The sequence below is a fragment of the Micromonospora sp. NPDC004336 genome, assembly GCF_053602615.1.
On sequence record NZ_JBSGDY010000089.1, the window covers coordinates 1 to 24,753 of the forward strand.

Consider the following 24,753-nt stretch of genomic DNA (forward strand, 5'->3'; position numbering starts at 1 on the left):
GTCTTGACCCGTCCGGGGCACGCCACGGCGGATCAGCGGGCCCCGGCGGGGACCTTCCGCGCCCGGGGCTTCGTCCCGTTGGCCTTGGCCGCGCGGGAGGTGGCCTTCGCCGCACCCTTGGCCTCGCCGTCGAGCTTGAGCACCTGCCGCAGGAACTGCCCGGTGTGGCTCTCGGGCACCTCCGCGACCTCCTCGGGGGTGCCGGTGGCGAGCACCGTGCCGCCCCGGTGGCCGCCCTCGGGGCCCATGTCGATCAGCCAGTCGGCCGACTTGATCACATCGAGGTTGTGCTCGATGGTGATCACGGTGTTGCCCTTGTCGACCAGCCCCTCCAGCACCATCAGCAGCTTGCGGATGTCCTCGAAGTGCAGGCCGGTGGTCGGCTCGTCCAGCACGTAGACCGTGCGGCCGGTGGAGCGCTTCTGCAGCTCCGAGGCGAGCTTGACCCGCTGCGCCTCGCCGCCGGAGAGCGTCGGCGCGGGCTGGCCGAGCCGGACGTAGCCGAGGCCGACGTCGACAAGCGTCTTGAGGTGCCGGTGGATGGCCGGGATGGCGGAGAAGAACTCGGCCGCCTCCTCGATCGGCATCTCCAGCACGTCCGAGACGGTCTTGCCCTTGTAGTGGACCTCCAGGGTCTCCCGGTTGTAGCGGGCGCCCTTGCAGACCTCGCACGGGACGTACACGTCGGGCAGGAAGTTCATCTCGATCTTGATGGTGCCGTCGCCGGAGCAGGCCTCGCAGCGGCCGCCCTTGACGTTGAACGAGAACCGGCCGGGGCCGTACCCCCGGACCTTGGCCTCGGTGGTCTCGGCGAAGAGCTTGCGGACGTGGTCCCAGACTCCGGTGTAGGTGGCCGGGTTGGAGCGCGGCGTGCGCCCGATCGGCGACTGGTCGACGCCGACGACCTTGTCGACGTGCTCCAGCCCGGAGACGCGGGTGTGCCGCCCGGGCACCAGCCGCGCGCCGTTGATCTGGTTGGCCAGCACCGCGTAGAGGATGTCGTTGACCAGCGTGGACTTGCCGGAGCCGCTGACGCCGGTGACCGCGATGAGCTGGCCGAGCGGGAACGACACGGTCAGGTTGCGCAGGTTGTGCTCCCGCGCGCCGTGCACGACCAGCTCCCGGCCGGACGTCTGCGGGCGGCGCTGCCGCGGCGTCGGGATCGACCGGCGGCCGGACAGGTATGCCCCCGTCACCGACTCCGGGTTCTCCAGCAGCGCCGGCACCGAGCCGCTGTGCACGATCTTGCCGCCGTGCTCGCCCGCGCCCGGGCCGATGTCGACGATCCAGTCGGCCACCCGGATGGTGTCCTCGTCGTGCTCGACCACGATCAGCGTGTTGCCCAGCCCGCGCAGCCGCAGCAGCGTCTCGATGAGCCGGTGGTTGTCGCGCTGGTGCAGGCCGATCGACGGCTCGTCGAGCACGTAGAGCACGCCGACCAGGCCGGAGCCGATCTGGGTGGCCAGCCGGATGCGCTGCGCCTCGCCGCCGGAGAGGGTGCCGGCCGGCCGGTCGAGGGAGAGGTAGTCCAGGCCGACGTCGAGCAGGAACTTCAGCCGGGCGTTGATCTCCTTGAGCACCCGCTCGGCGATCATCTTCTGCCGGTCGGTCAGCTCGATGCCGGCGAGCAGGTCGGCGGCCTCCCCGACGGAGAGGTTGCAGACCTCGGCGATGCTCTTGCCGGCCAGGGTCACCGCGAGCACCTCGGGCTTGAGCCGGGCGCCGCCGCAGGCCGCGCAGGGCACGTCCCGCATGTAGCCCTCGTACTTCTCCCGCGACCACTCCGACTCGGTGTCGGTGTGCCGGCGCTCGATCCACTGCACCACGCCCTCGAAGCCGGTGTAGTAGGAGCGCTCGCGGCCGAACTTGTTGCGGTAGCGCACGTGCACCTGGTCGTCGGAGCCGTGCAGGATCGTCTTCTGCGCCCGGGACGGCAGGGCCCGCCACGGGGTGTCGACGTCGAAGTGCTCGGCCTCGCCGAGGGCCTCCAGCAGGCGGAGGAAGTATTCCAGGTTGTGCCCGGTCGACCAGGGCTGGATCGCCCCCTCGCGCAGGGTGCGCTCCGGGTCGGGGACGACCAGCTCGGGGTCGACCTCCTTCTTGGTGCCGATGCCGGTGCACTCCGGGCACGCGCCGTAGGGCGCGTTGAAGGAGAAGACCCGGGGCTCCAGGTCCTCGATCGCGAGGGGGTGGTCGTTGGGGCAGGCCAGGTGCTCGGAGTAGCGCCGCTCGCGCTCCGGGTCGCCGTCGGGCAGGTCGACGAAGTCGAGCAGGACGAGGCCGTTGGACAGGCCCAGGGCGGCCTCGACGGAGTCGGTCAGCCGCTGCTTGGCGCTCGGCTTGACGGTGAGCCGGTCGATCACCACCTCGATGGTGTGCTTCTCCTGCTTCTTCAGCTTCGGCGGCTCGGTGAGCTGGTGCACCACGCCGTCGACCCGGGCCCGGGCGTAGCCCTTGGCCTGGAGCTCGGCGAAGAGGTCGACGTATTCGCCCTTGCGGCCGCGCACCACGGGCGCGAGCACCATGAACCTGGTGCCCTCGGTCATGGCGAGGACCCGGTCGACGATCTGCTGCGGGGTCTGCCGGGAGATCCGCTCGCCGCAGACCGGGCAGTGCGGCTCGCCGATGCGGGCGAAGAGCAGCCGGAGGTAGTCGTAGACCTCCGTGATGGTGCCCACCGTCGAGCGCGGGTTGCGCGAGGTGGACTTCTGGTCGATGGAGACGGCCGGGCTCAGGCCCTCGATGAAGTCGACGTCCGGCTTGTCCATCTGGCCGAGGAACTGCCGCGCGTACGACGACAGCGACTCGACGTAGCGGCGCTGCCCCTCGGCGAAGATCGTGTCGAAGGCCAGGCTCGACTTGCCCGACCCGGAGAGCCCGGTGAAGACGATCAGGGCATCCCGGGGCAGGTCGAGACTGACGTCACGCAGGTTGTGCTCGCGCGCGCCACGGATTATCAGTCGGTCGGCCACTGTCCGTGTACTCCCGGGTGAAGAAGATGAGGAGGAAATGTCCGCTCTGAGGCTGGTCTGAGCGGTTGTGTGCGCGCAGGAAAGGCGCCCCGGCAACTCTAGCCCCGAGGTACGACACTTTTCCCCGCCGGCACATTCCCCCAGCTCAGCCCGGTCGGCCGCGCCCGCGGACCGCGCGGGGCCGGTCGTCGACCGGCCTCGCGCGCACGTCCGTCAGGGGCGGGCGGCCCGACGGCGGGCCGAACGCCAGCCGCCGCGACGCTCGGCGGCCAGCCGCGTCTCCCGCCGCCGGCTCTCGTGCGCCAGCTCCCGCTGCAACCGCCGCCAGCTCTCCCAGCGGCGCACCGGCAGCTCGCCGCTGTCCAACGCCTCGCGCACCGCGCAGGCGGGCTCGCCGTCGTGCCCGCAGTCGCCGTAGCGGCAGCCGGTGGCCAGCTCGGCGATGTCGGCGAACGCCCGGTCCAGCCCCACCGAGCCGTCCAGCAGGCCGACCGCCCGCACCCCCGGGGTGTCGAGCACCGCGCCGCCGCCGGGCACCGGGATCAGCGCCCGCCAGGTGGTGGTGTGCCGGCCCTTGCCGTCGACCCGCCGGATCGCCTGGGTGGGCATCACCGCTGCCCCGGCCAGGGCGTTGACCAGGCTGGACTTGCCGGCGCCGGACGGGCCGAGCAGGCCGAGCGTGCGGCCCGGCGCCACCTCGGCGCGCAGCGGCTCCAGCCCGGTGCCCCGCTCGGCGCTGACCGCCAGCACCGGCACCCCCGGGGCGACCGCGGCGAGCTGGCGCGCCACCGCCTCCGGGTCGGCCGCGAGATCGGCCTTGGTGAGCACGACCAGCGGCCGGGCGCCGGACTCGTGCGCCAGCGACAGCAGCCGCTCGATGCGGCCGGTGTCCGGCTCCGGGTGCACCGGCTCGACCACGGCGGCGGCGTCGAGGTTGGCGGCGAGCACCTGGCCGCTGGCGTCCTTGCCGGCGGTCCGCCGGACCAGGGCGGTACGCCGCGGCAGCACCGCCTCCACGGTCACGTTGCCGTCCGGCCAGGCGCCGAGCAGCACCCAGTCGCCCGCGCACGGCAGGCGGGTCAGGTCCCGGGCGGCGGCGGACAGGACCGCGCCGCCCAGGGTGGCGCGGACCGGACCGTCCGCGCAGAGCACCGTGCAGACGCCGCGGTCCACCCGGGCCACCCGGCCCGGGCGGCGACCGCCGCGTCGTCGTACGTGTGTCGCCCGGTCGGCGTCCCAGCCGAGGGCGGTCAGATCGATGGTCATGGCATCCTCATCGGTGTCGTAGCGGGTGGTGCACGCGTGCGTGGACCGGCAACGTCACCACCTCCTTCCGACCTCCCGGTGCCGCGTCGTGACGCCGACGGTAGGGCGTACGGCGACGCGCCGAAAGCGATTTCCCCGGCGACGGACGGCCGGCCGGCCGATAGGGTCGGTGGCGTGACGACTGACCCGCTTCTGCTGACCGGCGAGGTGGACGCGGCCACGGACCGCCTGCTGCGGACCGCCGCCGCCTTCGACGACGCGGGCGTCGCCGCCGCGTCGCTGCTGCCGGGCTGGACCCGCGGGCACGTCCTGGCGCACCTGGCCCGCAACGCCGACGCCATGGTCAACCTGCTCACCGCGGCGCGCACGGGCGAGCCGGTCCCGATGTACGCCTCCGCGCAGGCCCGGGACGCCGACATCGAGGCCGGCGCCGCCCGGCCACCCGACGCCCACCTCGACGACCTGCGCCGCTCGGCCGACCGGTTCACCGACGCGGTCGCGGCGATGCCGGTCGAGGCGTGGGCGGCCACGGTACAGACGCGGCGCGGCCCCTGGCCGGCGACCATGCTGGTCTGGGGCCGGCTGCGCGAGGTCGAGGTGCACCACGTGGACCTCGCCGCCGGCTACCGGCCGGCCGACTGGCCCGAGGCGTTCGCCCACCGGCTGCTGCACGAGGTGGCCGGCGGTCTCGCCGAGCGCGCCGACGTGCCGCCGATGGTGCTGCGCTTCGACGGCAGCCGGCACGAGGTCGTCGTCGGCGACCGGGCGGCCGCGCCCACCGTCACCGGCTCCGCCCCCGAACTCGCCGCCTGGCTGATCGGCCGCAGCCCCGGCACCGTGCTGACCGTCACCCCGGACGGTCCGCTGCCGCAACCACCGGAATGGATATAGGCAACCTCATGACCTACAGCGGAGACGTCACGCCCGGCGGTGCGCCGGCCGTACGTGAGCTCGACGGGCTCACCATCACCAAGGTGTCGGTGGGCCCGATGGACAACAACGCCTACCTGCTGCGCTGCCGGGCCACCGGCGAGCAGGTGCTCATCGACGCGGCGAACGAGGCGCCCCGGCTGCTCGACCTCGTCGGCGACGCGGGGCTGGCCACGGTGGTCACCACCCACCAGCACATGGACCACTGGGTGGCCCTGGAGGAGGTGGTCGCCAAGACCGGCGCGCGGCCGCTGGTGCACGCCGACGACGCGGCGGGGCTGCCGATCGAGGCGGAGACCCTGACCGACGGCGACACCGTGGCGGTGGGTGACTGCGCGCTGGAGGTCATCCACGTCAAGGGGCACACCCCGGGCTCGATCGCCCTGCTCTACCGCGACCCGGCCGGCACGCCGCACCTGTTCACCGGCGACAGCCTCTTCCCCGGCGGGGTCGGCAACACCGACAAGGACCCGGAGCGCTTCGCCGCGCTCATCGACGACGTCGAGCACAAGCTCTTCGACCGGCTGCCCGACGAGACGTGGTTCTATCCGGGCCACGGCAAGGACAGCACGCTCGGCGCGGAGCGCCCGGCGCTGCCGCAGTGGCGCGCCCGGGGCTGGTGAGCCCCCAGCGGGGCCGGGCGTGACCACGCGCCCGGCCCCGCTCCCCCGGTGGGCTGCGGTCAGGCCCCCGTGACCGCCCGCAACCGGCGCCGCGTGCCCATCAGCACGACCCCCGCCAGCACCAGCCCGACCGCCATGGTGACCAGCATCGGGCTGGACCCGCCGGGAAGCAGCCCGGCCAGCGATCGTGAGGCGCTGCCCAGCGCCAGGTAGAGACCCGCCCAGGCCGCGGCGCCGAGTGCCGCCGGGCCCAGGAAGCGCCGGTACGACATCCGCAGCCCGCCCGCCGCCAGCGGCAGCAGCGCGTTGAACACCGGCAGGAACGGCGCGACCAGCACCATCCGGCCGCCCCCGCGCTGGAGGATGCCCTCCGCCGCCGCCCAGCGCTCCTCGCCGATCCACCCGCCGATCCGGCTGTGTCGCAGCCGCTCCCCGTACCGGCGGCCGGCGAGGAAGCTCAGCGACCAGCCGGACAGGCAGCCGGCCACCACGACGGCGAAGGTGCTGACGCCGGTGAGGGGCCCCCCGACCCCCATGGCGGCCAGGATCGCGACGTCGCCGGGGACCAGCACCCCGAGCAGCGGCACGGCGTCGAAGAGCATCACCACCCCCAGCACCCCCATCAGCAGGGTGGTGGGAAGCTCTCCGACCTGGGCCAGCCATTCCGTCATGCCCCGTACGCTATGGCCGCCCGGCCACCCCGGGCATCGGGTCCGATCCCCCACCGCCCCCTGGTATCCGGCTCAGGGTCGACCCTGAGAGCGCCCGCGTCAGCGGGGTCGCAGCACCTGCACCCGCCGCACGGGCGAGTCGACGGCGGGCTCGGTTGTCGGCACGGGATAACAGGCCACGGCCGCCAGCACGTCCAGCGGGAGGTGCCCCCGCCCCGGGTCGCCGACCAGCACGTCGGCGCCGGTCGCGGCGGCCCGGCGCAGGAAGGGCAGCACCCGCGCGGCCATCGCCTCGTCGTAGAGCACGTCCCCGGCGACGAGCAGGTCCACTCCGGCCGGATCGGAGTCGAGCAGGTCGCCGCCGGTGGCCGCGACCGTCACCCGGTTGGCGCGGGCGTTGACGGTCGTCGCGGCGACCGCGTACGGGTCGATGTCGTTGGCGACGACCCGCTCCGCGCCGGCGAGCGCGGCGGCGATCGCCACCAGGCCGGACCCGGCGGCCAGGTCGAGCACGCGGCGCCCGGCCGCGAGGTCGGGGTGGTCGAGCAGGTGCCGGGCGAGGGCCTGCCCGCCGGCCCAGACCGAGGCCCAGTACGGCGGCGGCAGGGCGTGCCCGGCGCGCGCCTCCATCCGGGCCCACCAGACGATGGCGTCCTCGGCCAGGTGCAGCCGCACCTCGGGCACGAACGGGATCCGCACCAACCGGAGCCGGTCCAGCCCGCCGCCCGGAGCGTCGATCTCCCGCTCCAGCTCGGTCAGCGCGACGGCCGCGACACCCCTCACCGGCGCAAGCATGCCCCAGCGGACGGGTCGCCGCGCCGCTTTCGCACGGCGCGCCCGAGAGTTCACCACGCCGCCTACGGCACTTCGGCCAGCGAATCGGGGTTTGGCCGGTTACTGTCGGGGTGGTACCGGGCGATCATTCGGTCGACGACCGAAGGTCACCCGCATTGGAACAGGGAGAGATGCATGGCAACCGGCACGGTTAAGTGGTTCAACTCGGAAAAGGGCTTCGGCTTCATCGAGCAGGACGGCGGAGGTCCGGACGTCTTCGTCCACTACTCGGCCATCGCGACGAGCGGTTACCGGGAGCTGAACGAGGGCCAGAAGGTCGAGTTCGAGGTGACCCAGGGGCAGAAGGGTCCGCAGGCGGACAACGTCCGCCCGATGTAGATCCGTGCCGGTGGCGGCGGCCGGGAGCCGGCCGCCGCCGCAGCGCGTTCAGGGCAGCTCCGGCGCGACGGGCAGGTCCCGTCGCCGCCGTAGCGGCCCGACCAGCAGGATCACCGGGGTGAGCGCCAGCCAGCCGGTCATCACGGCCATCGCCGTGCCCGCGCCGTACGCCGCGCCGATCGCCCCGGACAGCACGGCGCCCAACGGGATCGTGCCGTAGTTGAGCATCTGCATGCTCACCGTCACCCGGCCGAGCAGGTGGTGCGGGGTGTAGGTCTGCCGGAAGCTGCCCTTGAGCACGTTCCCGATCGCCACCCCGAGGCTGACCAGGATGCCGCCGATCGCCGGCAGGGCCAGCCGCCCGCCGGGGCCGGCGAGTGGGATCAGCAGCGCCGTGGGGCCGGCGAGCGCTCCGGCCAACAGCATGGCGCGGGCGGTGCCGAGCCGCCGGCCGAGCCGGGTGGCCAGCAGCGCTCCGGCGATGCCGCCGAGGCTCATCGCCCCGATCAACGCGCCGACCGACGCGGGCGCGAGGCGTGCCTCCCGGACGAGGAAGACCACGAGGACGGCCTGGTAGCCGATCAGGCCCACGTTGCTGGCCGCGCCGAAGACGGCGAGCACCCGCAGGTACGGGTCGCGGGCGACGAACCGGATCCCCTCCCCGATCTCCCGGCGCAGCGACCGGGACCCCTCGACGCGTCGGGGGCGCCTGTCGACGGTGCGGATGCGCAGCAGGCAGGCCGCGGAGAACAGGAAGGTCAGCGCGTCGAGCAGCAGCGCGGCGACCGCCCCGACGACCTGCGCGACGACGCCGGCGATGCCGGGGCCGAGCACGTAGCTCGCGGTCTGGGTGGCCTGGATCTTGGCGTTGCCCTCCGGCACCTGTTCGGGGCGCAGCAGCACGGGCAGGTAGACCTGTTCGGCCGTCTCGAAGAAGACCCGGGCCAGCCCGGCACCCAGCGCCACGACGAGCAGTTGCCCGACGGTCAGCACGCCGAGCAGGGCGGCGACCGGGACGCTGAGGAACAGCAACGCGCAGATCAGGTCGCAGGCGATCATCACGGGCCGGCGCGGCAGCCGGTCCACCCAGGCGCCGGCCGGCAGGCCGAAGAGCAGCCACGGCAACCAGGCGGCGGCGGTGAGCACCGCGACGCCGAAGGTGCCCGTGTCGAGCACGGTCACCGCGACCAGGGGCAGCGCCACGGTCGTGACGTTGCTGCCGATGGAGCTGGCCGTCTGCCCGGCCCAGAGCAGCCGGAAGTCCCGGTGCCGCAGCAGGCCGCCCCGCGGCGGCGCCGGGGCGGGCGCGGCGGACTGCGGCGTCGACGCGGCGGGCCCGGGCCGTGGCGCGCCGGCGTCCGGGGTGCGGGGCGGCGCGGCGGGCCGCGTCACGGGGTGGCCGGGATGCCGTAGGCGAACACGAAGACCGGCTCGCGCGTGCGCCCGTCGTCGGGCACGTCACGGTCGGCCCACCGGGCGAGCAGTTCGGTCACCTCGCTGCTCAGTTCGGCCAGCTCCTCCGGGGTCAGGTGCATCCACCGGTCGGTGGAGAAGGGCCCGTCCTCCCAGGCGGCCTGGCTGGCCTCGTCTGCGGCGTGCCAGGAACGGGCGAGGGCGACGTGCCGGTCCAGGTTGAGCGAGGTGGCGGCGTCGGCGACGGCCCGGGCGGCGGGGTCGTCGAAATCCGAGTGGGACCAGCGCACGCCGCGGCTGACCAGGCGCCACCACCGTTCCCGGCGGTCGCGGGCCAGCTCGGGCGCCTCCTCGACCAGCTCGGCGCCGGCCAGCACCTTGAGGTGGTGGCTCACGTTCGCCGGCGCCTGGCCGGTCCGCTCGGCGAGCAGGCCGACTGTCGAGGGTCCGTGCACCTTGAGCACGTCCATCAGCCGGCGGCGCAGCGGGTGCGACAGCGCGGCGAGGACCCGCGAGTCGGTGACCTGGCGTACGTCGGGGTTTGTCATGCCGAGCAGTCTGACACCGGCAACGATGGTTGCGCAACATTCATTGCGAAATCATCGTTGCCGGTGTCCGTCACGCCCCCGGGGGACCGGGGTGTCGGGATCAGGCGGCCAGCCGGCGGGCGAGCTCGTCGGCGACCTGCTCGGCCATGGTGGCGGGGATCGCCGCGGCGATCTTCTCGGGGGTGAGCGTGGCGAGGACGCCCGCGACGATCGCCTGCTCGTCGGTGAAGTCCCTGCCGGACAGGGTCGTGAGCTGCGCGGCGACCGCGTCGAGGCGCTGCATCGTGTAGTCCAGCTTCGCCACCAGGCTGTTGCTGGCCGTCGCGGGCCCGCCGGCATCGGGGTCGACGCTGCGCCCCATGCTCGACCCGCCGTAGAACATGCCCGCGTAGATGCTGTTGATCTGGCTCTCGGCCTGCGCGCTCATGTCGTCCTCCAGAAGTCCGATGGTGGTCAGGTAACGGCGGAACAGCGGGGTCTGGTCCCGGTTCGCCTTGATCGAGTCGCGGAAGAAGCTGAAGTGGGTGTGCCACAGGTGCGAGTCGTCCCCGCCGCTGCGCCGGCGGAGCCGGTCCCAGCGCCGCACGACGGCGCCGTCGGGCGAGTAGATGATCTCCCTGATGTCCCTGGTGTCCGGGGTGTCGGCGACGCACTGCGCCACGCACCAGGTGGAGAAGCTGCGCAGGTCGTGCGTGCGGCCGCCGACGGCGACCCGGAACAGGCCGACGTCGAGCGCGGCCGCGTCGAGGGTGAGGCCGGCCGAGTCGCGGGGCGACTCGACGACGGAGTAGTCGTTGGTCACCACCCGGTCGGAGCCGCAGTGGTAGCCGCCCCGGTGGGCGGGGTCGCCGACGATGCCGACCTCGGCGGGCTCCAGATCCTGGCTGCGGGACGTGTCGGGGTCGAGGTCGAGGTGATCGAGCAGCAGACGGCGGACGGTCAGCAGGTTCTCCGGTGCCCGCGTCATGGGTTCCCCCCTTGCGAATGGTCGGGGGCCGGGCACGACGGTGACACCGCGTAGGCGGGGTGAGGCCTCACGCTCAGGCCCGGCCGAGTGGTGCACAGCGCCGGGCATTGACCCCACCATAGCGCCGTCTATAAATGAATGCCCAGGTCAGGAGGGGTTATTTCGGCTGAGAGAAAGCTTGGAGCCACCGGGCATGATCGGTAGGACCACAGCGGACGGTCGCTGCGGGTCGTGCAGGATCTCCCGCCAGCCGGCACGCAGGGTGACCGCGGTGCCGAGCATCTCGCCCGTGCCGGGGTTGCGCGCGTAGCGCGGATGGGCGCCGCCGGAGACCTGCACGCGCAGCCGGTGCCCGGGCGCGAACCGGTGCGCCGCGGGCCAGAGCTCCACCGGCACGGTCACCACGCCGGCCGGGTCGGTGGGATACCGGCCGGGCGCGACGCGGACCAGCCCGTCGCAGACGTTCCACGACCGGCCGCGCCGGTCCACGTCGCACAGTCGCACGAAGACGTCCAGGTGGGACAGCTCGCTGCGCAGGTGGATCTCGGCGCGTACCGGGCCGACCACCTCGACGGGCGCGGCGAGCGGGGCGCTGGTGTAGGTCAGCACGTCGGGTCGGGCCTCGACCGGGCGGTTGTCGACCGGCCCGGCCCGCTGGGCGACGAGCAACGGCCCGCCGAGCGAGGGCGTCGGGTCGGCCGGGTCGTAGCGGAACCGGTCCGGCGCCGAGGGGACGGCGGCGGCGGTACGCAGCCCTCCGCCGGGGTGCAGGTGCCAACGCGTCGGCACCGACGGCGGCGGCCAGTCCGGCAGGTCCCGCCAGCCGCCGCCGGCCCCGCCGACGTGCACCCGCACCGGCGCCACCCGGCCGGCGGCGGTGCCCCGCTGCGGGGGCCGGCCGGCGAGGTGCTCGTCCAGCCAGTCCAGCCCGTCGCGCAGGGCGGCCACGAAGAGCCCGGGGCTGCCGTGCGTCCACGGCCCGACGGTGAGCCGGGGGTGGGCGCCGGCCGCGCGCAGCGCCGCGAAGTCGCGCAGTTGGGCCGGCAGGAAGATGTCGTGCCAGCCCGTCACCATCGCCACCGGGGCCCTGACCTCGGCGATCCGGTCGCCGAAGACGCGGTCGCGCCAGTAGCCGGCGTCGGGGGTGTGATGGCGCAGCCACTCCTGGAAGAACGGCACGGTCACGCCGGTGGCCACCCGGTCCGCCTCGACCAGCGGCAGGTGCGCCAGCGCCGCCGTCAGCCGGGGCTGGCCGCGCTTGAGCTCCCACTGCCGGGCCAGCCAGGGCACGGTCTGGGCCTGGAGCAGCTCGGCCCAGGTGAGCACCGTGTCGAGGGCGAACGAGTCCCCGGCGTACGTCGAGTCGCGGGTGCCCGAGGCGGTCACCACCGCGACCATCGCCCGCAGCTCCTCCCCCGCGTCGGCGGCCAGCGCCCACTGCACGAAGCCCTGGTAGCTCGCGCCGAACATGCCGAACGCGCCGGACCACCAGGGCTGGCGGCGCAGCCAGTCGAGGGTGTCCAGCCCGTCGTCGCGCTCGTGCACCAGCGGGTCGAACGTGCCGCCGGAGCCGAACGTGCCCCGGCACGACTGGATCACCACGTGGAATCCGCGTTCGGCGGCCAGCCGGCCCAGCAGCCGCATCGGCCCGCCCCGCCCGTACGGCGTGCGGACCAGCACGGTCGGCGCGCCGGGCAGGTTCGGGGCGTAGTGGTCGGCGCGCAGCGGCACCCCGTCGCGCATCCGCACCGGGACGCCCCGGGTGAGGGTCACCCGGCGGGCGCGCGCGGCCGGCAGCCGCAGCGCGGCGGTGGCGAGGCGGGCGGCCAGCCGGTCGAGCACGACGTCAGCCGTTCGCGCGCCGGGCCGGCTCGTCGCGCGCCGCGCGCACCGCGTCGCGGTGCTCCCGCATCGAGGCGGTCATCGCGGTCATGAACCGGTGCACCACCTCCAGCTCGTCGTCGTCGAAGCCGGCCATCACGTCGTCGGTGCGCCGGCCGAGGGGGCGGAAGAAGTCCATGGCGAGCGCGGCGCCCCGCTCGGCGTAGTGCAGGAGGACCTTGCGCCGGTCGGCGGTGTCGCGGTCGCGGCGGATGTGGCCGGCGCGCTCCAGCCGGTCGATCAGGGCGGTGACGGAACCGGACGAGAGGTTGAGCTGCTCGCCGAGGCGGCCGGGGGTGACCGGTCGGCCGACCAGCTCGGCGTCCATCACCGCGATCAGCGCCTGCAGGTCGGTGGCGTTGAGGCCGTGCAGGCCGGCGAAGGCGTGCCCGATGTGCTGGGCGTCGACGGAGTAGCGCCGCAGCTCGGCCCCGATCTCGGCGATCAGTCGTTCGCGCCGGGTGTCGCGCCGTCGGTACATGCCGTGACCTGCCACGTCGGTCGCCGCCTCCTGCCGTCCGTCCCGGTTGCAGCATAACTCAGCAGTCGATAATCTCGGTTATCAAGATACTCGACCGCCGGCACTTTGCGCCGTCCACGAGGTCTTGCGTACGTGGCAGGAAACCAGCCGAGAGACCGTGAAGGGCATCCGATGTCAGTGTTCACCCGCGTGGCCCGCGGCCGCCTGGCCGCGTGGCTCACCGTGGTCGCCGCGATCGTCTTCGGCGCCGTCGTCTTCGGGCTGCCCAAGCCCGACAACCCCGCCCCCGTCTCGTCGACCGGCCTGTCGACGCAGTGGCAGTCGACCCAGGTGGAGCGCCTCCAGGAGCAGCTGCCCTCCCGCGACGTCCAGCCGGCGATCGTGGTGGTCAGCCGCGCCGACCGGGCCGCCCTCACCGAGGCCGACCGCGCGGCCCTGACCGGTCAGTCCGGCGACCTCGGCCGGTTCGCCGCCGGCGGACGCGTCAGCCCGCCGCAGATCTCCCCCGACGGCACCGTGGCGCTCGTCGCCGTCCCGCTGTCGACCGCCGGCGGGCAGGAGGAGATCGCCGGCCGCATCGACCAGCTCCGCGCGTCCCTGGACGACGTGCCGCAGGGGCTGAAGGTGGAGGTGACCGGCGGGCCCGCCTTCACCACCGACCTGACGAAGGTCTTCGACGGCGCCGACACCACGCTGCTCATCGTCACCGCCTCCGTCGTCGCGCTGCTGCTGCTGATCACCTACCGCAGCCCGTTCCTGTGGATCGTGCCCCTGGTCGTCGTCGCCGCCACCGAGCAGCTCACGCTGCGCGCCCTCGACACGATCGTCCCGGCCGTCGGCATCAACCTGCCCGGCGGCGCCGTCACCGGCATCGCCAGCGTCCTCGTCTTCGGCGCCGCCACCAACTACGCCCTGCTGCTCATCGCCCGCTACCGCGAGGAACTGCGCCGGGAGGAGGACCGGTTCGCGGCGATGCGCGCGGCGCTGCGGCGGGTCGCCGAGCCCATCCTCGCCAGCGGCTCCACCGTCGTCCTCGGCGTGCTCACCCTGCTGCTGTCCGAGCAGGAACTCAACCGCGCCCTCGCCGTGGCCTGCGCGACGGGCATCGTCCTCGCCATGCTCTCGGCCCTGTTCGTCCTCCCGGCGGTCCTGGTGATCTTCGGACGCGGCCTGTTCTGGCCCTTCGTGCCCCGGGTCGGCGGAGCGGTTCGCGAGGGCCGGCTCTGGGGCCGCCTCGGCGCCGCCGTCGAACGCCGCCCCGCGCCGGTCGCGGTGCTCGCCACGCTGCTGCTCGCCGCGCTCGCCCTCGGCGGGCTCGGCATCAACACCGGCCTGTCGGAGACCGAGCAGTTCCGGGTCAAGCCCGAGGCGGTCGCCGGCGCCGAGACCCTCGCCCGGGCCTTCCCCGCCGGCACGACCCAGCCGGTCGCGGTGCTCACCACCCCCGCGGCGGCCAAGGCCGTCACGGACGCCGCCGCCGCCGTGCCCGGCGTCGCCTCCGCGCGCCCCGGCGAGGCGGGCGACCGGGTCGCCCAGGTCGACGTCGTCCTGGAGGCCGAACCGGGCACCGAGGCCGCGAACCGGGCCGTCGAGGCCCTGCGGGACACCGTCGTGGCGGTCCCCGGCTCCGCCCCGCCGGCGGTGCAGGGCGCACCCGCGTTCGACGGCGCTGTCGTCGGCGGCGCCGTCGCCGCCACCTACGACGAGAACGAGGCCAACGGCAGGGACCTGCGGCTGATCCTGCCGATCATCCTGCTGCTCGTCGGCGCGGTGCTGGTGCTGCTCCTGCGCGGCCTCGTCGCGCCGGTGCTGCTCGTGCTCACGGTGATCGCCTCGTTCTTCGCCAGCATCGGCGCGTCGTGGCTGCTCTTCGACCACGTGCTCGACATGCCGGCGCTGGACAGCGGCGTGCTCCTGCTCGCCTTCGTGTTCCTCGTGGCCCTCGGCGTGGACTACAACATCTTCCTCGTCACCCGGGCCCGCGAGGACGCCCGCCGCACCGGCACCCGCGACGGCATGCTGTCGGCGCTGCGGGTGACCGGCGGCGTCATCACCAGCGCCGGCATCCTGCTCGCGGCGGTCTTCGCCGTCCTCGGCGTCCTGCCGCTGCTCCTGCTCACCCAGATCGGGGTCATCGTCTGCATCGGCGTCCTGCTGGACACGCTGCTCGTCCGGACGGTCCTGGTGCCGGCGCTGGCGTTCACGCTCGGCGACCGCTTCTGGTGGCCCGGCCGGATCGCTGCCCGACCCGCCTCCGACGACGCCCCGGCCCCGCAGCCGGTGGCGGCCCGGGACTGACCGACGCGGCACCCGGGGGTCGTGGCGGCCACGTCACGACCCCCGGCCCGCGCCGCCGGACCACCTCAGGCCTCGGCCGGCACCGTCGACGGTTCCGGCTCCGCCGACGCCCCGCCCACCGCCCGGTCGCGGGTGGCCCACGCCACCACGAACAACGCCGTCCACGCCACCCCCAGCAGCACCGCCGTGGCGCTGCCGCTGGCGCTGCTCAGACCCAGGTAGAGGCGGGCGCCGACGATGCCGACCACCCCCGCCGCGGCGCCGGTCCACGCGGCCACCGCCACCGGCCAGCGCGCCCCGCGCGACAGCAGCCAGGCCAGGGTGCAGAGGCTGGCCGCCACCACGGCGTTCTGCGTCGGGAACAGCCCGGCGTCCCGGCCGCCCGGACCCCCGACGCCCGGCCCCGTCAGCTCCGCCACCACGGCGAGCACCACCAGCGGCACGAACGCCCCCACCGTGCCGACGACACCGAGCAGGTCCGCCCGCCACGGCCGGTTACGCCAGGCCAGCACCGCCGCCACGACGGCCACCAGCGCGATCAGCGACGGCCCCCGCAGCGCCGACACCACCGCCAGCGTGACGTCGACCGCACCGGGCGTACGCCGGGCGGCGAACCAGTCGGCGATGGCGCCGTCGACCGCCGCCAGCCCGCTGTGCCGGACCACCGCCTCGAGCACCCACGCGATGGCGAGCCCGGCCACGAAGAGCAGCAGCAGCCCGCCGACCAGATTGATCAGCAACGTCCAGGTCGGCCCCACGTACATGGCGAGCAGGAAGAACAGCACGCCGTAGCGGCCGCTGAGCCAGCGCACCGGCCGCAGCCCGGCGGCCCGGGAGGCCAACGCGCGGGCCGGATCCGGGTTGCGGCCCAGCCACCGCCCGGCGAGCACCACCGCGACCAGCGCCACCACCAGCACCAGCACCGCGCCGGTGGCCCGCCCCAGCAGCCGGGAGACCGTCTCGTACGACTCCCCGGCCAGGTTGCCGGCGAGCACCGAGCCGCCCACCCACGTCACCACGCCGGCGAGGTTCCACGGCGCGAACCGCCGGTACGGCATCCCCGCCGCCCCCGCCAGCCGGGGCACCAGCGTGCGGGCGAAGGCCACCCAGCGGGCGGTCAGCACCCCGCGCCCGCCCAGCCGGCCGAGCATCGCCTCCGCCCGACCCCACCGCTGGTGCCCCACCCGGGCGCTCCACCGCCCCGCCCGCGCCCGCGGCCCGTACCGCCGGCCGGCACGGAACGCGAGTGTGTCCCCGATCACTGCTGCAAGCATCATCACCAGCAGGGCCGGCGCGAGCCGCAGCGTCCCCGCGTACGCTAGGAAACCGACCAGCAGCAGGGTCGCCTCGCCCGGCACCAGCAGACCGAAGATCACGGCGGTCTCCCCCGCGACGATCGTCGCGGCGATCACATAGATCAGCAGGGGCGGCAGGCCCTGCAGCCAGGTCAGCAGGTCGTGCATCGGGCCCCCATTCCCACGGGGGTCAGCATGCCAGGCGCTGAAACGGTCGGAACATCAGTTTCGGCAGAGATCCGGGCCATCTGGGGGGAGACCCCGACGCGTGCCCCGGCAACCGCAGACAGGAGTATGAAGCGTATGCAGCTTCGCACCGACCTCCGCAACGTCGCCATCATCGCCCACGTCGACCACGGCAAGACGACCCTGGTCGACGCCATGTTGCGGCAGGCCGGCGCCTACGGCGCCCGCGGCGAGGTAACCGAGCGGGTCATGGACTCGATGGACCTCGAACGGGAAAAGGGCATCACCATCCTGGCCAAGAACACCGGCGTGCGGTACCTGCCGGCCGACGGCTCCGACCCGGTGACCATCAACATCATCGACACCCCCGGCCACGCCGACTTCGGCGGCGAGGTCGAGCGCGGCCTCACCATGGTCGACGGGGTGGTGCTGCTGGTGGACGCCAGCGAGGGTCCCCTGCCGCAGACCCGGTTCGTGCTCCGCAAGGCGCTCAAGGCCCGCATGCCGATCATCCTGGTGATCAACAAGGTGGACCGCCCCGACGCCCGGATCAAGGAGGTCGTGGACGACACCTACGAGCTCTTCCTCGACCTGGACGCCGACGAGGAGCAGATCGACTTCCCGATCGTCTACGCCTGCGCGCGCGACGGCATCGCCTCGCTGACCCAGCCCGCCGACGGCGCCGTCCCCGACGACAGCCACAGCCTCGAGCCGCTGTTCCGCACGCTGCTCGACACCATCCCGCCGCCCGCCTACGACGAGGACGCGCCGCTGCAGGCGCACGTCACCAACCTCGACGCCTCCCCGTTCCTCGGCCGGCTGGCGCTGTGCCGGGTGCGGCAGGGCACCATCACCAAGGGCCAGACCGTGGCCTGGTGCCGCACCGACGGCAGCACCCAGCGGGTCCGCATCTCGGAGCTGCTGATGACCGAGGGCCTGGAGCGCAAGCCGGCCGAGTCGGCCGGCCCGGGCGACATCATCGCGGTCGCCGGCATCCCCGAGATCATGATCGGCGAGACCCTGGCCGACGCGGAGAACCCGCAGCCGCTGCCGCTGATCACCGTCGACGAGCCGGCCATATCGATGACCATCGGCACCAACACCTCGCCGCTGGTCGGCCGGGTCAAGGGCGCCAAGGTCACCGCCCGCATGGTCAAGGACCGGCTCGACAAGGAGCTGATCGGCAACGTGTCGCTGCGGGTGCTGCCCACCGAGCGGCCCGACGCCTGGGAGGTCCAGGGCCGCGGCGAGCTGGCGCTGGCCATCCTGGTCGAGCAGATGCGCCGCGAGTCCTACGAGCTGACCGTGGGCAAGCCGCAGGTCGTCACCAAGGAGATCGACGGCAGGACCTGCGAGCCGGTCGAGCGGCTCACCATCGACGCCCCCGAGGAATACCTCGGCGCGATCACCCAGCTGCTGGCGACCCGCAAGGGCCGCATGGAGCAGCTGGTCAACCACGGCACCGGCTGGATCCGGATGGAGTGGCTGGTCCCGGCCCGCGGCCTGATCGGCTTCCGCACCGAGTTCCTCACCGAGACCCGTGGCACCGGCATCCTGCACCACGTCTTCGAGTCCTACGAGCCGTGGTTCGGCGAGCTGCGCACCCGCAACAACGGCTCGCTCGTCGCCGACCGCGCCGGCGCGGTCACCGCCTTCGCGATGACCAACCTCCAGGAGCGCGGCCAGCTCTTCGTCGAGCCCGGCACCGAGGTGTACGAGGGCATGATCGTCGGGGAGAACTCCCGCTCCGACGACATGGACGTCAACATCACCAAGGAGAAGAAGCTCACCAACATGCGCTCGTCGACCGCCGACGAGACCGAGAAGCTGATCCCGCCGCGCAAGCTGTCGCTGGAGCAGGCCCTCGAGTTCTGCCGCGAGGACGAGTGCGTCGAGGTCACCCCGGCCGCCGTACGGATCCGCAAGGTCGTGCTCGACCAGCAGCTCCGCGGCCGGGCCGCCGCCCGACGCAAGCACGCCGGCTGACGTACCGTCGCAGCCGCCCCCGGAGCCCGGACCGCCCCTCGCGGTCCGGGCTCCGCCGTCACGGCCCCGCGCCGGCCCGGGCCGATGGCGAGCCGGGGCGACACCCGCGGCGCGGATGGTGCCCGCCGGTGCCGCCACGACCGGCACGGTACGACCACCCCGCCGGTGATCCGCTACGGTCACCCGCATGACCTGGGACGAACTCGACGCACACCTGGACGGGGTGCCCGGCACCGTGTCGGCGTACGTGGGACGGCTCGGCGCCGCCCCCACCTGGACCCGGCACTCCGACGCCACCCACTACGCGGCCAGCACCATGAAGGTGGCGGTGCTCGTCGCGCTGCACCGGGCCGCCGAAGCCGGCACCCTCGACCTGGACGCCCCGGTGCCGGTGCGCAACGAGTTCGACTCGGCGCAGCCCGGCGCGGCCCGGTTCTCCTGCGCCCGCCACTACGACAACGACGAGGCCGTCTGGGACCGGGTCGGCGGCACCGCCTCGCTGCGCTGGCTCGCCCAGCGGATGATCGTCCGCTCCAGCAACCTGGCCACCAACCTCGTCATCGGCCACGTCGGGCTGCCGGCGGTAGCGGAGGTCTGGGCCCTGGCCGGGGCCCGGCACAGCGTCACCGGGCGGGGCATCGAGGACTTCGCGGCCCGCGACGCGGGCGTCACCAACCTGGTCACCGCCGCCGACCTGGCCGCCCTGCTCGGCGCGCTGGCCGCCGGGGCCGACACCCCCGGCCCGCTGGCCTCGCCGGCCGGCTGCGCCGCCATGCTGGACGTCCTGTTCGCCCAGGAACACCGCGAGGACCTGGCCGCCGGGCTGCCCGAGGGCACCCGCATCGCGCACAAGAACGGCTGGGTGCGGGGCGTGCGGCACGGCGCCGGGGTGGTCTTCCCCGGCGACGCGCCACCGTACGCGGTCGTCGCCTGCACCACCACCGATCTCGCCGACGGCGGCCCCACCGGCGAGGAGGCCGAGGACGACGCCTGCCGGCTGATCGCGCGGATCTCCGCCGCCGCCTGGGCCGCGCGGCACGACCTCTGACTTCTCGCGGGAGCAGCGGCGGCGGGCGTCACTCCAACAGGTGCGCCCGCAGCGCCGCCACGACGTCGTCGGTGACCCCCAGCCCGTCGCGCAGGTACGCCCCGAACGAGCCGTGCACCCGGCGCACCTCCGCGTACGCGGCGTCCAGGTACTCCGGCCGCACCTCCAGCACCGGACGCACCGCCGCGACGTCCAACCCCGGCTGCCGCCGGCGCATCGCCTCCAGGATGACCTCCCGCAGGCTCTCGGTCAGCCGGTTGTTGGCCAGGTAGTCCGCCCGGATCGCCGCCTCGTCCACGCCGAGCGCGCCGAGCAGCAGCGCCGTCAACCAGCCGGTGCGGTCCTTCCCCGCCGAGCAGTGGTAGACCAGCGGCAGGTTCCGCGCCTGTGCCGCCAGCCGCACCGCCGCCCCGAAGCTCTCCCGCGCCGACTCACCCGTGACGAACCAGCGGTAGATCGCCGCCATCGCCGCCGGGGTGCCCTCCTCGGCCAGGGCCGCGTACGCCCCCAGGTCGTGACCGAGCAGCACCGCCGAGACGTACGTGAACACCGGGTGCTCGGCGTCGTGCACCGGCAGGTGCACCACCGTCGGCTCGCCCGGCAACCGGTCCGGCGGCGCGACCGCGATCTCCGAGTGGTCCCGCAGGTCGACCACGCAGGCCGGGCCCAGCTTCGCCAGCACCGGCAGGTCCTCGTCGGCCAGCCGGCCCAGCGCCGGGGTGCGGATCAGCACGCCCCTGCGCACCCGCCGGCCGTCCGCGCCGACCAGCCCGCCGAGGTCCCGGGCGTTCGGCGCGCCCACCAGTTCCCAGTCCCGCCCGCTCATCCCGCAGCCCCGTCCGCACCTCGTGCGGCCCGGGGCGCCACGGCCCCGCGCCCGACGACTCGCTCGCTCATGCGGCCTCCCCTTCGCCCGTGCGTGTCCGTATAGGGTGCCGCACATGACGATCGCCGCGGTCCGCACCCACCGGCTCTCCGCCCCCCTGCACACCCCGTTCGTCACCGCGCTGCGCCGCACCACCACCGTGGAGACCCTGGTCGTGGAGATCGTCGACGCCGACGGCCGCTCCGGCTACGGCGAGGCGCCGCAGGTGTGGCAGGTGACCGGCGCCTCGGTCGCCGGCTCCGAGGCGTGCGTGCGCGACCTGCTCGGCCCCACCCTGACCGGCCGGGACGCCGACGACCTCGTGGCCCGCTGCACCGAGGTGCAGCGCGCCGTCGTCGGCAACGAGGCGGCCAAGGCCGCCGTGGACGTCGCGCTGCACGACCTGGCGGCGCGGCGGCTCGGCGTACCGCTGGTGCGGCTGCTGGGCGGCACGGGCCTGCGGGTCCCCACGGACGTCACGCTCGCCGCGGGCGACGCCGTGGACCTGGCGTCGGCGGCCCGGCAGCGGCAGGCGGAGGGCTTCGGCGTGCTCAAGATGAAGGTGGGCACCGACGCCGCCGGCGACCTGGAGCGGGTCCGCGCCGTGCGGGCGGCGGTCGGCCCGGACGTGCGGATCCGGCTCGACGCCAACCAGGGCTGGACCCCGCGCGAGGCGGTCCGGGTCATCCGCGGCGTCGAGGACGCCGGGCTGGACGTGGAACTGGTCGAGCAGCCCGTCGCCCGCTGGGACCTCGACGGGCTGGCCTGGGTCAGCGACCGGGTGGAGGTGCCGATCCTCGCCGACGAGTCGGTCTTCGGCGTCCGGGACCTGGTCGAGGTGATCCGTCGCCGGGCCGCCGACATGGTCAACGTCAAGCTCGCCAAGTGCGGCGGCCTGCACCCCGCCCGGACCCTGCTGGACCTGGCCGCCGCGCACGGCCTCGGCACGGTCGTCGGGTCGATGATGGAGAGCCAGGTGGGCATCGGCGCCGCCGCCAGCCTGGTCGCCGCCTACCGCACCACGGCCGTCTCCGACCTCGACGCCGCCTGGTGGCTGGCCTGGTCGCCGGTGCGGGGCGGCCTGCGGTACGACGGCGCGTCCGTCGTGCTGCCGGACGCGCCGGGGCTCGGCGTGACCTCCGTGACTGAAGCAAAGATGCAGACTCGTAATTGATGCTTGGCGAAAACTTTCATAGGGTCGCGGAGACAACCGAGCTGGGGGTGGACGTGGAGCTGCAAGCCGGCCGGGAGGCCGTGGTCCGGGTCGCCGTCGCGACCCTCTGGACCTGCCCCGAGGCGGTGCGGCCCGTCGACCGGCCCGCCCTCGCCGCCCGCACCGACATCGCCGGCTGGATCGCCGGCATGGACACCGACCAGCAGGTCGGCGACTGCGTGCTGAGCCAGCTGCTGCTCGGCGAACGGGTGCTCGTCACCGAGGTGCGCCCGGACGGCTGGGCACACGTGGTGGCCGTCGAGCAGCCGGCCGCCAAGCTGGACCCGCGCGGCTACCCCGGCTGGCTGCCCGCCGACCAGCTCACCACCGCAGCGGTCACCGCCGAGGGCGACCCGCTCGTGGTCGACGCCACCGTCACCGCCCTGCGCGCCGCGCCCGGCGGAGCCGAGGTGGTGCCCGGGGTGGTGCTCGGCACCGGGCTGACCCCGGCCGGCCCGGCGGTCGACGGCTGGCGCCCGGTGCACGCGCCCGGTCACCCCGACCCGCTCTGGCTGCCCGCCGCCGACGCCGTGCCGGTACCCACCACGCCCCCGTCGGCCGGCGAGGTGCTGGCGATCGCCCGGCGGCTGCTCGACGTGGTCTACATCTGGGGCGGGGTGTCGGCGTACGGCATCGACTGCTCCGGCCTGGTCCACCTGGCCTGGCGGCGGCTCGGCCTGCTGCTGCCGCGCGACGCCGACGACCAGGCGGCGGCGACCACCCCGGTGCCGCTGGGCACCGAACGCCCCGGCGACCTCTACTTCTTCGCCCGGCCCGGCCGGAAGATCCACCACATCGGCATCGTCACCGCCGACCCGCGCCCCGGCGACGACCGGCGCATGCTGCACGCCTGCTACCGGCAGCGCCGGGTGCTGGAGGAGCGACTGCCCGCCGAGCGCACCGCCACCCTGGTGGGCGCGCACCGGGTCTGACCTGGACACGGCACGAGGGGGCGCTCCCGGTCCGGGAGCGCCCCCTCGTCGCGCGGGTACGCCTCAGCGGCGGGCGTCGGCCAGCACCCGGCGTCGGTCGTAGGAGGACTTGACCAGGCTGGCCACGGTCGCCACGGCGAGGGTGCCGAGGATGACCGTCAGCGAGAGCCAGATCGGGATGTGCGGGGCCCACGAGACGTGCTCCCCGCCGTTGACGAACGGCAGGTTGTTCTCGGCGAGCGCCTCCAGCACCAGCTTCACGCCGATGAAGCCGAGCACCACGGCCAGGCCGTAGGTGAGGTAGATGAGCCGCTCCAGCAGGCCGCCGAGCAGGAAGTAGAGCTGCCGCAGACCCATCAGCGCGAAGACGTTGGCGGTGAAGACCAGGTACGGCTCCTGCGTGATGCCGAAGATCGCCGGGATCGAGTCGAGCGCGAAGATCAGGTCGGTGGTGCCGATGGCGATCATGACGATCAGCATCGGGGTGAACATCCGCTTGCCCTTCGGCGAGCGGGTCGTCATCTTCGCCCCGTCGTAGTCCCGGGAGATGGGCAGCGCCTTGCGGCTCCACCGGATCAGCACGTTCTCGCTGAAGTCGTCCTCGTCCGGCTCGCCCTGCCGGGCGAGGTTGACCGCGGTGTAGATGAGGAACGCGCCGAAGATGTAGAACACCCAGGAGAACTGGGAGATCAGCGCCGCGCCGGCGGCGATGAACCCGCCCCGCATGACCAGCGCCAGCACGATGCCGATGAGCAGCACCTTCTGCTGGTACTTCCGGGGCACGCCGAAGCGCGCCATGATGATCACGAAGACGAAGAGGTTGTCGACCGAGAGGCTGTACTCCGTCAGCCAGCCGGTATAGAACTCCCCTGCCGAACGCGCCCCGGAGGCGAGCCAGACGCCGGCGCCGAAGATCAGGGCCAGGGCGACGTAGAAGCCGACCCACAGGCTCGACTCGCGCACGCTCGGCTCGTGCGGCCGGCGGCCGATGATCAGCAGATCCACGAGCAGGATCCCGGTCAGTACGACGAGGGTCCCCGCCCAGACCAGTCCGGACACGTCCAAGGCTCATTCCTCCGGCAGACACGCAACGACGGGCACACCGTACGCCCTCGGTGGGCGCGGTGTGCCGGCGACGCTGACTCTGGTGACTGTCGGAGGTCTCTTCCGCCATCGCCCCGGGAGGCGGTGACCGACGGGGCCGGGTCGTCCACCGGGGATCGGCGCTCGACCGTGCTGACGACTCCGTCGCGAGGGAATACTCCCCTCCTCGTCCGTCATTCTTGCCCACCACGGCCAGTCACCACACCCGGGGCTCCCGGTGGCTTTCCCGCCGGACCCGGCTGCCGCGCGTGCGTTCCGCGATGTGGCGAACCGCCCTGGGTTTCGCGGTGTCGCCGGGCACACCTCCCGCAAGGCTTCCTAGGAGGCTAGGTGTGATGGCGGGGCCGTCGTGCTGACGGCGGGGCCTGGCCGCCCGGCGGGCCGGCGGGCCGGCGACGGCCGACCGACCGACCGCCGGGAACCCACCCCCCGCGACGCCCGGCCGCAACGGCCGCGTGAAAGGCTGCCGTCATGGTGCTTGAGGTCGCGCTCATCGACGTACTGCCCGGACACGAGGACGCGTTCGCCGCCGCGTACGCCGAGGGGCACCCGGTGCTCGCCGGCACGCCGGGCTGCCGGTCGGTGCGGATGACCCGGGGCGTCGAGTCCCCGTCGCGGTTCGTGCTGCTGGTCGAGTGGGACTCGGTCGAGGCGCACAACGACAACTTCCGGGCCACCGAGCGCTTCTCCCGGTGGCGGGCGCTGATCGGCCCGCACTTCGCCAACCCGCCGCTGGTCGAGCACTTCGTCGACGTGCCGGCCTGAGGCTGTCGTACCCCCGCCCTATCCTTCGCCGTGCACGCGCGGCCGTCGGTCCCGACGGGCTCGGGGGCGCCGGGCCCGGTGGCCTGGCCCAGATGCCTGCCCTGCGCCCGGTCCTGCGGAGAGAGCGTCTCCTGGG

General features: G+C 74.1%; 21 protein-coding genes. 9 read left to right on the forward strand and 12 right to left on the reverse strand.

What is annotated here, in order from left to right; genetic code table 11:
• Positions 1-32: 32 nt before the first annotated feature.
• Positions 33-2,972: an excinuclease ABC subunit UvrA gene (gene uvrA / locus ACWENR_RS18795; protein WP_452278263.1), complete on the reverse strand. Its 2,940-nt coding sequence runs from the start codon at positions 2,970-2,972 to the stop codon at positions 33-35.
• 213 nt (positions 2,973-3,185) lie between these two features.
• A complete protein-coding gene (gene rsgA, locus ACWENR_RS18800) occupies positions 3,186-4,238 on the reverse strand; it encodes a ribosome small subunit-dependent GTPase A (RefSeq protein ID WP_452278264.1) in 1,053 nt (350 codons plus the stop codon).
• Between the two features lie 174 nt (positions 4,239-4,412).
• Here rsgA and ACWENR_RS18805 point away from each other — a divergent pair, with 174 nt between their 5' ends.
• Positions 4,413-5,129, forward strand: coding sequence for a maleylpyruvate isomerase family mycothiol-dependent enzyme (locus tag ACWENR_RS18805; protein ID WP_452278265.1), 717 nt, complete (start codon positions 4,413-4,415; stop codon positions 5,127-5,129).
• An 8-nt stretch (positions 5,130-5,137) separates the two neighbouring features.
• The gene (locus ACWENR_RS18810; RefSeq protein ID WP_452278266.1) at positions 5,138-5,791 is read left to right on the forward strand and encodes an MBL fold metallo-hydrolase; all 654 of its coding nucleotides are present in this window, start codon (positions 5,138-5,140) and stop codon (positions 5,789-5,791) included.
• Between the two features lie 59 nt (positions 5,792-5,850).
• Here ACWENR_RS18810 and ACWENR_RS18815 read toward each other — a convergent pair whose 3' ends face one another.
• Both ACWENR_RS18815 and ACWENR_RS18820 read right to left on the reverse strand, forming a co-directional pair.
• A complete protein-coding gene (locus ACWENR_RS18815; protein ID WP_452278267.1) occupies positions 5,851-6,462 on the reverse strand; it encodes a DedA family protein in 612 nt (203 codons plus the stop codon).
• A 99-nt stretch (positions 6,463-6,561) separates the two neighbouring features.
• Positions 6,562-7,257, reverse strand: a complete 696-nt coding sequence (locus tag ACWENR_RS18820) for a class I SAM-dependent methyltransferase (RefSeq protein WP_452278268.1) — start codon at positions 7,255-7,257, stop codon at positions 6,562-6,564.
• Positions 7,258-7,431: 174 nt separating this feature from the next.
• Between ACWENR_RS18820 and ACWENR_RS18825 the strand changes: the two genes are divergently transcribed.
• Positions 7,432-7,635 carry a cold-shock protein gene (locus ACWENR_RS18825; RefSeq protein ID WP_007072071.1) on the forward strand — a complete coding sequence of 68 codons (204 nt, stop codon included), beginning with the start codon at positions 7,432-7,434 and terminating at the stop codon, positions 7,633-7,635.
• A 48-nt stretch (positions 7,636-7,683) separates the two neighbouring features.
• Here the strand turns inward: ACWENR_RS18825 and ACWENR_RS18830 are convergent, their stop codons facing one another.
• From ACWENR_RS18830 to ACWENR_RS18850, 5 genes are all read right to left on the reverse strand, one after another.
• Entirely contained in the window at positions 7,684-9,027 is a 1,344-nt protein-coding gene (locus ACWENR_RS18830; RefSeq protein ID WP_452278269.1) for an MFS transporter, read from the reverse strand.
• Complete coding sequence (locus ACWENR_RS18835; protein ID WP_452278270.1) at positions 9,024-9,596, reverse strand: ArsR/SmtB family transcription factor; 573 nt, start codon at positions 9,594-9,596, stop codon at positions 9,024-9,026. Before ACWENR_RS18835 ends, ACWENR_RS18830 begins: the two co-directional genes overlap by 4 nt.
• Positions 9,597-9,696: 100 nt before the next feature.
• Positions 9,697-10,563 carry a hypothetical protein gene (locus ACWENR_RS18840; protein WP_452278271.1) on the reverse strand — a complete coding sequence of 289 codons (867 nt, stop codon included), beginning with the start codon at positions 10,561-10,563 and terminating at the stop codon, positions 9,697-9,699.
• Between the two features lie 147 nt (positions 10,564-10,710).
• The gene (locus ACWENR_RS18845; RefSeq protein ID WP_452278272.1) at positions 10,711-12,405 is read right to left on the reverse strand and encodes a CocE/NonD family hydrolase; all 1,695 of its coding nucleotides are present in this window, start codon (positions 12,403-12,405) and stop codon (positions 10,711-10,713) included.
• Between the two features lie 4 nt (positions 12,406-12,409).
• Positions 12,410-12,925 carry a MarR family winged helix-turn-helix transcriptional regulator gene (locus ACWENR_RS18850; RefSeq protein ID WP_452278273.1) on the reverse strand — a complete coding sequence of 172 codons (516 nt, stop codon included), beginning with the start codon at positions 12,923-12,925 and terminating at the stop codon, positions 12,410-12,412.
• Between the two features lie 171 nt (positions 12,926-13,096).
• Here ACWENR_RS18850 and ACWENR_RS18855 point away from each other — a divergent pair, with 171 nt between their 5' ends.
• On the forward strand, positions 13,097-15,223 hold the full coding sequence (locus ACWENR_RS18855; protein ID WP_452278274.1) for an MMPL family transporter: 2,127 nt from the start codon (positions 13,097-13,099) through the stop codon (positions 15,221-15,223).
• A 65-nt stretch (positions 15,224-15,288) separates the two neighbouring features.
• Here ACWENR_RS18855 and ACWENR_RS18860 read toward each other — a convergent pair whose 3' ends face one another.
• Entirely contained in the window at positions 15,289-16,686 is a 1,398-nt protein-coding gene (locus ACWENR_RS18860; RefSeq protein WP_452278275.1) for a DedA family protein, read from the reverse strand.
• Positions 16,687-16,821: 135 nt separating this feature from the next.
• Here ACWENR_RS18860 and typA point away from each other — a divergent pair, with 135 nt between their 5' ends.
• Both typA and ACWENR_RS18870 read left to right on the forward strand, forming a co-directional pair.
• Positions 16,822-18,690 (forward strand): translational GTPase TypA, encoded by a 1,869-nt coding sequence (gene typA / locus ACWENR_RS18865; protein WP_452278276.1) that lies wholly within the window; start codon positions 16,822-16,824, stop codon positions 18,688-18,690.
• A 187-nt stretch (positions 18,691-18,877) separates the two neighbouring features.
• On the forward strand, positions 18,878-19,738 hold the full coding sequence (locus ACWENR_RS18870) for a serine hydrolase (RefSeq protein ID WP_452278277.1): 861 nt from the start codon (positions 18,878-18,880) through the stop codon (positions 19,736-19,738).
• Positions 19,739-19,766: 28 nt separating this feature from the next.
• Here ACWENR_RS18870 and ACWENR_RS18875 read toward each other — a convergent pair whose 3' ends face one another.
• Complete coding sequence (locus ACWENR_RS18875; RefSeq protein WP_452278278.1) at positions 19,767-20,564, reverse strand: tyrosine-protein phosphatase; 798 nt, start codon at positions 20,562-20,564, stop codon at positions 19,767-19,769.
• A gap of 115 nt (positions 20,565-20,679) precedes the next feature.
• Between ACWENR_RS18875 and ACWENR_RS18880 the strand changes: the two genes are divergently transcribed.
• Positions 20,680-21,777 (forward strand): mandelate racemase/muconate lactonizing enzyme family protein, encoded by a 1,098-nt coding sequence (locus tag ACWENR_RS18880; protein WP_452278279.1) that lies wholly within the window; start codon positions 20,680-20,682, stop codon positions 21,775-21,777.
• Entirely contained in the window at positions 21,777-22,748 is a 972-nt protein-coding gene (locus ACWENR_RS18885) for a C40 family peptidase (protein ID WP_452278280.1), read from the forward strand. The genes ACWENR_RS18880 and ACWENR_RS18885 overlap by 1 nt, the downstream gene beginning before the upstream one ends.
• A gap of 63 nt (positions 22,749-22,811) precedes the next feature.
• Here ACWENR_RS18885 and ACWENR_RS18890 read toward each other — a convergent pair whose 3' ends face one another.
• The gene (locus tag ACWENR_RS18890; protein ID WP_452278281.1) at positions 22,812-23,813 is read right to left on the reverse strand and encodes a TerC family protein; all 1,002 of its coding nucleotides are present in this window, start codon (positions 23,811-23,813) and stop codon (positions 22,812-22,814) included.
• A gap of 510 nt (positions 23,814-24,323) precedes the next feature.
• On the opposite strand from ACWENR_RS18890, the gene ACWENR_RS18895 reads away from it, so the two are divergent.
• Entirely contained in the window at positions 24,324-24,617 is a 294-nt protein-coding gene (locus ACWENR_RS18895) for an antibiotic biosynthesis monooxygenase family protein (protein ID WP_452278282.1), read from the forward strand.
• Positions 24,618-24,753 lie beyond the last annotated feature (136 nt).